A 10,329-nucleotide genomic window follows, 5' to 3' on the forward strand; every position below is an offset into this window, starting at 1 on the left:
GTTACGCTTCCCCCTGCTTCACTTGTTCCAGTGCGCTTTTCTGCTCGGCGGGGGCACTGTTCCCTTTTGTGCGGCGGCGTGCCGGTTCATGCGGGCGGTTGTTCTTTACGAACTCAATGGCGAGATCCATATAAGCCTCGCTGCCCTTGCCCTTGGGCTCATAGAAATTGATGGGCTGGCCGTAGCTGGGCGCTTCCGAGATGCGGATGGTACGCGGGATGGTGGTCTTGTAGACCTTGGTGCCAAAATACTTTTTGACCTGATCCACCACCTGCAGCGTCAGGTTGAACCGCCCGGAGAACATGGTGAACACCACGCCCTCGATGTCCAGATAGGGGTTGTACTTCTTGCGGATGGTCTTGAGGGTGCTGATGAGCTCCGACAGGCCCTCCAGTGCGTAATACTCACACTGGATGGGGATAAGCACGCTGTCGCAGGCGCACAGACCGTTCAGGGTGAGCAGATCCAGGCTGGGCGGGCAGTCCACAAAGATGAAGTCGTAGTCCTTCTGCACCGAGGCCAGCGCCTTGCGCAGGCGGCTTTCGCGGCCCGGCAGGTCGATCATTTCCAGACCCGCACCCGCAAGCCGGGTGTTGGAACCGATGACATCGGTGCGGAACTCGGTCTTGCGGATGGCATCCTTTGCCTCCGCCTCACCGATCAGCAGCTCATAAGTACCCACATCGACACTCCGCTTGGGAATGCCGTAACCGGTGGTGGTATTGCCCTGCGGGTCCAGATCGACGATGAGCGTCTTTTTGCCCAGAGCCGCAACGCAGGACGAAAGGTTCACGGCCGTGGTGGTCTTGCCCACGCCGCCTTTTTGGTTTGCAATTGCAACGATTTTAGCCACGCTCTTTGTTTCCTCCCGGGAAAATTATTTGTTCCACGTGGAACATTCGAGGCCGGGCCCCGCTGTTTTCCCACCAGCAAAGCCCCTTTAAAGACTAGTATAGCACATCAGCGCGGCTTTTTGAACCTGTTTCCTGATTATTTTGCGTAAAAACCCTGTGGAATTGCATTTTTTGTGAAAATTGCGATGCGTTTTATCTTTGCGCGGCTGCGGTTGGAATGCGCACCGTGTATTCGATATAGCCGTCCCGCTCTTCCCTGTGGGCCGTGGCAGGCACACCGTTGTCCGTCATCAGCCGGATGGCATGGTCGATGGTGTTGACAAAGATGCGCACATCCTTGACCATGGAGATGCGGTGTCTGCCCGGGGCGGCGGCATTGAGCACCTGCTCAATGTACAGGTCGGTCTGCCGGGCATTCATCCGCCGCTTGGCAATGGTGATAAGGGCTTCGCTCCGCCGGTTCTCGGGCAGGCGCAGGACAGCCCGGGCGTGGCGCTCGGTCAGGCCATTGTCCAGCACGAACTGCCTTTGGTCGGTGGTCAGCTGCAGCAGCCGCAGCTTGTTGGCAAGGGTGGGCTGTGCCATGCCCAGCCGCTTGGCCGCCTCGGCCTGGGTGCAGTCCCAAAGGGCGATCACATCCCGCAGCCCTTGTGCCTGCTCAAAGGGGTTCAGATCTTCCCGCTGGATGTTTTCCAGCAGACCCAGCGCCGCAGTCCGCTGGTCGCCGCAGTCGCAGAGGATGGCCGGGATGGTCTCCATCCTGGCCAGCTTGCAGGCACGGAGCCGCCGCTCCCCTGCCACCAGCTCGTAACCGCCCTCGACCTTCCGCACCGAGATGGGCTGCAGCAGGCCGTTTTCCCGGATGCTCTGAGCCAGCCCCGCCAGCTCCTTTTCATCAAAAACTGTCCGAGCCTGAAACGGCGAGGGACGGATGCTTTCCACAGGCAGGGTGTAGATCTTTCCGGCAGATTTCTTCCATTCAAACATGATTCTTTCCCCTTTCGCTGAAATGTGACACGGTTTTCCACTGTTTCCCGGGAAACGGTGGAAAACTCACTCATTGCAGTTCCAGTGTACCAGAAATCAAAAAGCCCTGCCAGAAGAATCGTTCGGCAGGGCTTGGCATTTATCTTGCGGTTTTGCGTTATTTCAGCGGAGACTTTGCGATCTTTCCACCGTTTCTGGGGTAGGCTGTCGGAGTTTGCGAAATCTTTTTGCAGAGGATGAGGGTGCGGGTATCGCCGCCCGGCAGATGCAGGGTGCGGGTCTCCTTATACTCACCGCCCAGCTTCCGGATGGCACCGCGGGCTGCAGCCAGCTCCTCCTCGCCGGAAGCACCCTTCATGGCAAGGAAGCTGCCACCCACCTTGACCAGCGGTAAGCAGTACTCGGCCAGCATGGGCAGAGCCGCCACCGCACGGGCAGAGGCCAGATCAAACTGCTCCCGCCATGCTTTGCGGGCGGCTTCCTCAGCGCGCTCCTTGGCAAACTCCACCCCGGTCAGGCCCAGCTGAGCGCAGGCATACTTCAAGAACTCCACCCGCTTGCCGGTGGGCTCCATCAGGGTCAGCTCCAGCTCGGGCTTGTAGATCTTTGTCACGATGCCCGGGAATCCGGCACCGGCACCCACGTCCACCATCTTCCCTGCCACCTCGGGCTGGCTGGCAAACAGCAGGCTGTCGAGGAAGTGCTTGTCCTCAATGCCCTCTGGGTCGGTAATGGCGGTCAGATTGACCTTCTGGTTGTAGTCCACCAGGATCTGCGCAAAGGCATCCAGCTGGTCCAGCTGTTCCCCGGTCAGCGCAATGTTCCACATGGAACATTTTTGCTCTAATCTGTTCTTGTCGATCATTTATCTGTCCCTTTTCGTTTTAGGCAATTCTTTTATCTTTCTACCAATGGCTCTCCTATCAGGGGAGCTGTCGCCGCAGGCGACTGAGAGGTTGTACAGAGGTTCTGCCCTCCTTCGTCCAACCTCTCCGTCAGTTCATTAGGTTTTCTCTCTCACTGTTAAAGCAATGCTCAGCTGCGCCACATCGGAGGGCGACACACCGGGGATGCGGCCCGCCTGCCCCAGATTCTTCGGGCGGATGCGGGTCAGCTTCTCACGGGCCTCCAGCGTCAGGCCGGTCAGGTCAGCATACTCAAAATCTGCGGGAATCAGGGTCTTTTCGTGGCGGGCCACGTCACGGATCATCCGATCCTGCCGGGCAATGTAGCCTGCGTACTTGATTTCGGTCTCCAGCCGCTCGGCCAGCATGGGGGTGATACCCTCACCCCAGCCGATCACCCCCGCCAACAGCGGGTAGCTGATCTCGGGGCGGCGGAGCAGCTCCTCGGCAATGCCGCCCTCAGCGGCAGGGGTCAGCCCGGCTGCTTCCATGGCAGCGCGCAGGTCAGCGGTGCGCAGGTGGGTCTCGTGCAGGCGGCGGCGCTCCGCCTCCAGAATGCTCTGGGTGTGCTGGTATTTTGCCCAGCGGTCATCCTGCACCAGACCATACTCCCGGCCAATGGGGGTCAGCCGCTGATCGGCGTTGTCCTGCCGCAGGGTCAGGCGGTACTCGCTCCGGCTGGTCATCATGCGGTAAGGGTCCATGACACCCTTGGTGACAAGGTCATCCACCAGCGTACCCAGATAGCTGGTCTGACGCTCCAGGATGAGCTGGCTCTCCCCTTTTGCACTGCGGGCAGCGTTCAGACCGGCCAGCAGACCCTGCGCGGCGGCTTCCTCGTAGCCGGAGGTGCCGTTGAACTGGCCTGCACCATACAGGCCCCGCACCACCTTGCTCTCCAGCGTGGCTTCCAGGCTGGTCGGATCTACGCAGTCATACTCGATGGCGTAGGCCGGGCGCATGATCTCAATGTGTTCAAAGCCCTGAATGCTCCGGTAAAAGGCATTCTGCACATCCTCAGGCAGGCTGCTGGACGCACCCTGCAGATACATCTCCTCTGTGTTCTCGCCGCAGGGCTCCACAAAGATGGGGTGCCGGTCCTTGCCCGCAAAGCGCACCACCTTATCCTCAATGGAGGGGCAGTACCGGGGGCCAACCCCCTCGATCATGCCGCCATAGAGCGGGCTGCGCTGGATGTTGTCCAAAATGATCCGGTGGGTCTCAGGGTTGGTATAGGCGATCCAGCATTCCACCTTGTTGTGCATGGGTGCATCCGTCAGAAAGCTGAATGGCTGCAGCTCGCTGTCCGGGTCGCCGGGCTGGCATTCCAGCTTGGAGAAGTCGATGCTTCTCCGGTGGACACGGGCGGGGGTACCGGTCTTGAACCGCCGCAGAGGCAGACCGGCGGCTTTCAGGCTTTCGGTCAGGGCATTGGCGGCGTGCATCCCGTCAGGGCCGGAAGCATACCACGCATCACCGACAAAAATTTTGCCGCCCAGATTGGTACCCGTGGCAATGACCACACACTTTGCGCTGTACTCCCCGTTCAGCTGGGTCACAACGCCCTTGACATGGCCGTTCTCCACCTCAATGCCCACCACCTCGGCCTGATGGATGGCAAGGCCGGGTGTGAGCTCAAGGGCGTGTTTCATATATTCGTGGTAGCGCTTGCGGTCGGTCTGAACGCGCAGGGCATGAACGGCAGGGCCTTTGCCCTTGTTCAGCATCCGGCTCTGCAGGTAGGTAGCATCCGCCGCAAGGCCCATCACACCGCCCAACGCATCCAATTCACGTACCAGCGTTCCTTTTGCAGTTCCGCCGATGCTGGGATTGCAGGGCATGTTTCCAATGGCATCCAGGCTCATGGTAAACACCGCCGTTTTGGCACCCAGCGTGGCAGCAGCGTGGGCCGCTTCAATGCCAGCGTGGCCCGCGCCTATTACGATCACATCGTAATCTCCAAGATGATTCATACTTTTCCTATACTTTCCTCTATGGTTCAATCTGCTGTTACCCGGCAGAGCGGCTGGAAGTTTCTCCGAGGACCGTCCGCTGGGGTGGGACCCTGTTGCCGCAGGCAATAGGGCGGGCGATGGAATGGCCCGTTTCGTGTCCGAGGAGAAAGCTGCCAGACGGGCTGCCCTCCGTTACTTCCCCACACAGAACCGCTCAAACACTTCATTGATGACATTCTCCGACGCATTTTCGCCGGTGAGGTCACAGAGGGCATCCAGCGCATCGTCCACACAGACCGATACGGCATCCAGCCCGAACCCGCCGCTGACCGCATCCAGCGCACCAGCCACTGCATCCCGGGCGCGGGTGGCGGCGGCAAGCTGGCGCTGGCCCGAGAGGCTGGCAGCGTGGGGGTCGATGTTGTTGGTGCCCAGCAGGCGGGCAACGGCAGCGGTGATCACCCTGCGGCTCCCCTCTTCCTGGCAGCAGACCGGGAGCACCATGGCAAAATCGCCTGCAATGATCTCTGCGTCAAACTGAGTGGGCTTGTCCACTTTGTTGACCAGTGCAATGGCCGGGCGACCGGCGCACCGCTGCGCCAACGCAAGATCCTCCCGGATCAGGGGCTCAGAGCCATCGAACACCGCCAGGATCAGCCCCGCCTCGTCCAGCTTTTTCCAGCTGCGGCGGATGCCCTCGGCCTCAATCGCATCCTCGGTCTCCCGCAGACCGGCCGTGTCGAACAGGTTCAGCCGGATGTCCCCCAGCCGGACGGCCTGCTCCACCACATCCCGGGTGGTGCCCGCCACGGGGGTGACGATGGCCCGGTCGAACCCGGCCAGCAGATTGAGCAGGGTGGACTTGCCCGCATTGGGCCGCCCCACGATGGCACAGTCCACACCCTCCCGCAGGACTGCACCGGCATCATAATTCCGGATGAGGGTGTCCAGCTCTCCCTTCACGGCAGTCAGGGTGGATACCAGCTGAGCATCCTCCAGCGCGGGAACGTCCTCCTCGGGGAAATCCACCCAGGCAGTCAGATGGGCCTGCAGGGCGGTCAGGGCATCCTTTTCAGCCCCGATCTTCTTCGCCAGCGCGCCGTTCAGGGAGGCATTGGCCAGCGCCGCACCCTGTCTGCCATCGGCAGAGATCAGGTCCATAACGGCCTCGGCCTGGGTCAGCCCCAGCTTGCCGTTGAGGAAGGCGCGGCGGGTGTACTCGCCGGGTGCGGCGGGGGCGGCACCGGCTGCGATGCAGCTTTCCACCAGCCGCCGGGCCACCGCACTGCCGCCGTGGCAGGAAAGCTCCACCACATCCTCGCCGGTGTAGCTGTGGGGTGCCCGGAAGAAGAGGGCCACGCCCTCGTCAAAGGCTTCCTCCCCTTCCATGAAATGCCCAAACAGGGCAGTATAGCCTTTGGCCTCCTCCACCCGCTTTGCCGGGTTGGCCGGGCAGAACACCTTTGCCGCCACGGCATAGCTCTCCGGGCCGGAAAGACGCACCACGGCAATGCCGCCTGCGCCGGGCGCGGTTGCAATGGCCGCGATCGTTGAATGTTCCATGTTGGTGCTCTCCCTCCGCTCTCAAATCAGAATTATTGTATCACGAAGCGACGAAAAAGGAAAGAGACAAAAAGCCCCCTTCCAGTTTTCCACCGGAAGGGGGCAGCATTGTGCAAAACTCAGCGGAGTTTACAGCTCGATCTTGCCGAAGCTGAAATCGGCAAAATCATCCACGCGCTCGGTGCGCTTGGGTGCCACGGGTGCGGCAGTCTCCGCGTCACGGGGAGCATAGGTGCGCTCGGGCACGCTGGAAGGACGGGGACCGCGGCTGCCTGCGGGGCGGCCATTGCGGGGACCGCCATTCCGGGGGCTGCTGCCGCGTCCGCCGCGGAAGCCGCCATTGCGGCTGCCGCCGGGGCGGCGGCCGTTGCCCCGCGGGCGGCGCTCGCCGTAGGTGTTGTCGGTCTGGGCATCGGGAGCAGTGGAGTAGATGACCACACGGCGGTCACGGCCCTCCCCCTTGCTCTCGCTGCGCACACCCTCCATCTTGCCGATGGCAGAGTGGATGATGCGGCGCTCGTAGGGGTTCATGGGCTCCATGGCAAAGCTGCGGCCGGTCTTGCGCACCTTGTTGCCAATGCGCTGTGCCAGCACGGTCAGGTCATTTTCACGCTTATCGCGGTAGCCGGCCACATCCAGGCCCAGCTTGATGTAATCGCCTTCCAGGCGGTTGGCCACCAGGCTTGCCAGATAGGACAGGCTCTCCATGGTCTCGCCGCGGCGGCCGATCAGGGCACCCAGCTTCTCGCCATCCAGACGGATGATGGTGGCCTCGCCCTTCTGCACGGCGCTGAAGGTGACATTCTCCACGCCCATCAGAGCAATGACTTCCTTCAGGTAGTCCACAGCAGCCTTGACCTTGGCGTTCTCTTCGATGTTGATGGGAACTTCCGGCTCCTCACCCTCTGCGGCGGGGTCAGCAGTCTCCTCAACGGGAGCGGCCTCCTCTGCCACAGGGGCAGCGGCAGGCTCCTCGGCCTTGGGTTCCTCAGCGGGAGTTTCCTCCACAACAGGCTTCACCTCAGGCTCCACCTTCTCCTCCACCACGGGAGCGGCCGGGGCATCGGGCTCTTCCACGCTCACACGCACCTTGGCGGGGGTGGTCTTCAGGCCCAGAAAACCGGTTTTCTGGGGCATTTCGAGCACTTCATAGCTCACATTCAGGTCGTCGGCCTGCACGCCCAGCAGGGCGCAGGCTTTTGCGCGGGCTTCATCGACCGTCTTGCCGGTCGCTTCCTGAGTACGGATCATAACCGTCAATCCTCCTTCTTGTTTTCCAGCTCGCTCAGCGGAACGGTGCGCTCGTCCTTATAGCGCTCCTCATCCAGCTTGCGGGCATACTCCAGGCGGCGCTTGTTCATTTCGCTGGCGGAGATATTTTTCTCCACGACCTCGCCGGTCTTTTCATCCGTGACCTTGATGGTGGTGCTCTTTACACCGCGCTTCTGCTCCTTCTTGCGGGCAGCCATCTCGGCGGCGACCTCTGCCTTCATCTTTTCAGGGTCGTAGATCTTCTTCATCAACAGGCTCTGCACGGTCATCAGGATGTTGGAAACAACGTAGTACAGAGAGAAAGCGCTGGGCACGGTGAAGCAGAAGAAGACGTACATCAGCGGCATCATATACATGGTCAGCTTCATGCTGCCCTGCATCTCCTGGCCGCTGGCCTTCATGCTGATGTGGGTGGACAGGAACATGGTCACGATTGCCAGGACCGGGAGGATCAGCAGGGGCAGATTCTCTGCAGCCAGGCTGTACTGGGGCACACGGGTCAGGTCGATGCCAAAGAAATCCATGTGCTGGCCGAACTCGGTGATGGTAGCCACCTGATCCGGGGTGAAGCAGGAGGAAACGGTGCTCTCGCCTGAAATGACCTGTGCAATGATGTTGGTGTCGCGGGTCACGGTGGTAAAGCTGATGCCCATGGCAGTCAGGGCCTCACCTGCGGCGGTCAGGGCATCGGCACCAATGTGGAAGATGCGCTGCAGCGGGCGGTACACCACCTCGATAACGCCGAACATGACCAGGAAGTTGACCAGCATGGGCATACAGCCTGCGGTGGGCTTGTAGCCCTGCTCCTGCAGCTTCATCAGCTCTTCCTGCTGCTTTTCGGGCTTGTCGCGGTACTTTTTCTGGATCTCGGCCACCATGGGCTGGAAAGCGCTCATGCGGGCCATACTCTTCTGCTGGTTGAGCTGGAGGGGGATCTTGATCACGGTGATGAGCAGGGTGAACAGGATGATGTCCCAGCCGTAGTTGGGGATCAGCTTGTAGATCCACTCCATTACATAGCCCAAGGGCCAGCCCAGGATGTACAAAGGATTCATAGTTTCGTCCATTCTGCCCCGCCTGTGGTGCGGGACGTTTAGATTTTTATGAGAAGGACACCCCGCCCACAGTGCGGAGCGTCACAAGAAGCAAAAAAAGCGGATGAAACCTCTCAGTCAACGCCTGCAGCGTTGCCAGCTCCCCTAATAGGGGAGCCCTTGGCAAAACCGTCAACTGGATCGGACTGCCAAAGCCTCCCCTACCAGGGGAGGTGGCATTGCGAAGCAATGACGGAGGGGTTGTACAAAGGAGCCGTGTATCATAAGCACGCTGCTTAACCGTGCCGCCCCCGGAACAGCTTTGCCGGGGACAGTCTCCGCTCCGGGCTCACCCAGCGGCCTTTGGGCGGCACCGGGTCAAAGCCCCACCGGCCAAGGGGGTTGCACCGGGCGATGCGCCAGGCGGTGAGCAGCAAGCCCTTGATGCAGCCATGGGTCTGGATGGCTTCTATGCCATACTGGCTGCAGGTGGGGGTAAAGCGGCAGTTGCGGCCCAGCCCCGGGCTGATAAAGCGCTGGTAGAACCGGATGGGCGCACAGAGCGCGTTCCGGCAGACGCGGGAGACGGGATTCACTGTTTTGCGGCCCGGTCTGCGGGCGGGACCGTGGCAGGGGGCTTTGCGCCCGGCTGCTTTGCCTTGTCGGGCAGGCCAGCCTGGGCAAAGAGCCTGGCCACCACTTCGCTGAGCTGCCAGCTCTTCAGGCGGGGGGTCATGCCCCGGGCCACGAACACCAGATCATAGCCGCCGATGTTCTGATCCAGATGCTCATCAATGGCAGCCTTCATCACGCGGCGGGCGCGGTTGCGTTGGACGGCATGGCCGATCTTTTTGGTGGCTGTCAGGCCCACGCGGGTCTTTTTGCCGCGGGTCTTGAGCACATACAGCACCAGCGCCGGGTTCACATAGGACTTGCCGCGGGCATACACGCGGCCAAACTCGCTGTTGCGGCGGATGGGACGATAGCGCACTGCTCCGTCGCCTCCTTTTCGGTTAAAAAATCGCAGAACTTCCCTAAAGGCAAAGTTCAAAATTCAGTATAGCAAAAAAACGCCGACATGAAAAGGCTGTCCGGGCGTTTTTTGTGCCAAATCTTTTGCCAAATTTTTAGTCATTCCGCGCGCAGAACGTCCAAAATAAGAAAAAGACCGCCAATTCTGGATCAGCAGTCTTTTGTGCGCATGTTCAATTCTGCGCCGGATCCCTGGCAAAACGGGATCAGACGGTCAGGCTCTTGCGGCCCTTAGCACGGCGAGCATTGATGACCTTGCGGCCGTTCTTGGTGCTCATGCGGGTCAGAAAGCCATGAACTTCCTTGCGATGACGCTTCTTGGGCTGAAAAGTTCTCTTCATGGTTGTATCCTCCGTAAAAACTCGTCCCCGGTAATGGGGTATTTCTGGTCCCAAATTGGGGACAGGCTTGCAATTCAACAGTATATCGCACACTATCCCCTTCTGTCAAGCGTTTTTTTCACTTTCCAGCAAACTTTTTTCAAATTTCTTTGTGAAAAAGCTTTCAACTTTTTCACCGGTTCTCCGTGGAAAACTTTTCTTCCACCATATCTTGTGGCCAAAAACCGCCTAGAACACAAGAGCCGCGAGGGCACGATGGAGCGTCTTTTCTTATGTATTATAAATTACATTATAGAATATAGACGCAGGGAGATTTTTGTGGTATACTAACGGGGTATCAGCAGCATTGTTGAAAACTTCGACCAATTCAATGGAGTGGATGTTTT

10 protein-coding genes are annotated in these 10,329 nt (G+C 60.0%); all 10 read right to left on the reverse strand.

Going from position 1 to position 10,329, the window contains the following annotated elements:
* Position 1: 1 nt before the first annotated feature.
* The 10 genes from GXM22_RS14940 to rpmH all read right to left on the reverse strand — a co-directional run bounded on the left by GXM22_RS14940 (position 2) and on the right by rpmH (position 9,943).
* Positions 2-853, reverse strand: a complete 852-nt coding sequence (locus GXM22_RS14940) for a ParA family protein (protein ID WP_005929178.1) — start codon at positions 851-853, stop codon at positions 2-4.
* A gap of 193 nt (positions 854-1,046) precedes the next feature.
* Positions 1,047-1,841 (reverse strand): ParB/RepB/Spo0J family partition protein, encoded by a 795-nt coding sequence (locus GXM22_RS14945; protein WP_005929172.1) that lies wholly within the window; start codon positions 1,839-1,841, stop codon positions 1,047-1,049.
* Positions 1,842-1,998: 157 nt separating this feature from the next.
* Complete coding sequence (gene rsmG / locus GXM22_RS14950) at positions 1,999-2,706, reverse strand: 16S rRNA (guanine(527)-N(7))-methyltransferase RsmG (protein ID WP_005929169.1); 708 nt, start codon at positions 2,704-2,706, stop codon at positions 1,999-2,001.
* A gap of 138 nt (positions 2,707-2,844) precedes the next feature.
* Positions 2,845-4,719 (reverse strand): tRNA uridine-5-carboxymethylaminomethyl(34) synthesis enzyme MnmG, encoded by a 1,875-nt coding sequence (gene mnmG / locus GXM22_RS14955; protein ID WP_005929166.1) that lies wholly within the window; start codon positions 4,717-4,719, stop codon positions 2,845-2,847.
* A 174-nt stretch (positions 4,720-4,893) separates the two neighbouring features.
* Entirely contained in the window at positions 4,894-6,264 is a 1,371-nt protein-coding gene (gene mnmE, locus GXM22_RS14960; RefSeq protein WP_005929161.1) for a tRNA uridine-5-carboxymethylaminomethyl(34) synthesis GTPase MnmE, read from the reverse strand.
* Between the two features lie 129 nt (positions 6,265-6,393).
* On the reverse strand, positions 6,394-7,515 hold the full coding sequence (gene jag / locus GXM22_RS14965; protein WP_099357267.1) for an RNA-binding cell elongation regulator Jag/EloR: 1,122 nt from the start codon (positions 7,513-7,515) through the stop codon (positions 6,394-6,396).
* A 5-nt stretch (positions 7,516-7,520) separates the two neighbouring features.
* Positions 7,521-8,603, reverse strand: coding sequence for a YidC/Oxa1 family membrane protein insertase (locus GXM22_RS14970; RefSeq protein ID WP_005929155.1), 1,083 nt, complete (start codon positions 8,601-8,603; stop codon positions 7,521-7,523).
* Positions 8,604-8,866: 263 nt separating this feature from the next.
* Positions 8,867-9,166: a membrane protein insertion efficiency factor YidD gene (gene yidD / locus GXM22_RS14975; protein WP_005929149.1), complete on the reverse strand. Its 300-nt coding sequence runs from the start codon at positions 9,164-9,166 to the stop codon at positions 8,867-8,869.
* Positions 9,163-9,561: a ribonuclease P protein component gene (gene rnpA / locus GXM22_RS14980; protein ID WP_035393239.1), complete on the reverse strand. Its 399-nt coding sequence runs from the start codon at positions 9,559-9,561 to the stop codon at positions 9,163-9,165. Before rnpA ends, yidD begins: the two co-directional genes overlap by 4 nt.
* Before the next feature lie 247 nt (positions 9,562-9,808).
* Complete coding sequence (gene rpmH / locus GXM22_RS14985) at positions 9,809-9,943, reverse strand: 50S ribosomal protein L34 (RefSeq protein WP_005929142.1); 135 nt, start codon at positions 9,941-9,943, stop codon at positions 9,809-9,811.
* Positions 9,944-10,329: the final 386 nt, after the last annotated feature.

The sequence above is a fragment of the Faecalibacterium duncaniae genome, from assembly GCF_010509575.1.
GTDB lineage: Bacteria > Bacillota > Clostridia > Oscillospirales > Ruminococcaceae > Faecalibacterium > Faecalibacterium duncaniae.

What these genes read in the sequence shown, in the direction of transcription:
- GXM22_RS14945 (WP_005929172.1), bottom strand. Translation starts at nt 1,841, where the DNA reads ATGTTTGAATGGAAGAAATCTGCCGGAAAGATCTACACCCTGCCTGTG.
- rsmG (WP_005929169.1), bottom strand. Translation starts at nt 2,706, where the DNA reads ATGATCGACAAGAACAGATTAGAGCAAAAATGTTCCATGTGGAACATT.
- mnmG (WP_005929166.1), bottom strand. Translation starts at nt 4,719, where the DNA reads ATGAATCATCTTGGAGATTACGATGTGATCGTAATAGGCGCGGGCCAC.
- mnmE (WP_005929161.1), bottom strand. Translation starts at nt 6,264, where the DNA reads ATGGAACATTCAACGATCGCGGCCATTGCAACCGCGCCCGGCGCAGGC.
- jag (WP_099357267.1), bottom strand. Translation starts at nt 7,515, where the DNA reads ATGATCCGTACTCAGGAAGCGACCGGCAAGACGGTCGATGAAGCCCGC.
- GXM22_RS14970 (WP_005929155.1), bottom strand. Translation starts at nt 8,603, where the DNA reads ATGGACGAAACTATGAATCCTTTGTACATCCTGGGCTGGCCCTTGGGC.
- rpmH (WP_005929142.1), bottom strand. Translation starts at nt 9,943, where the DNA reads ATGAAGAGAACTTTTCAGCCCAAGAAGCGTCATCGCAAGGAAGTTCAT.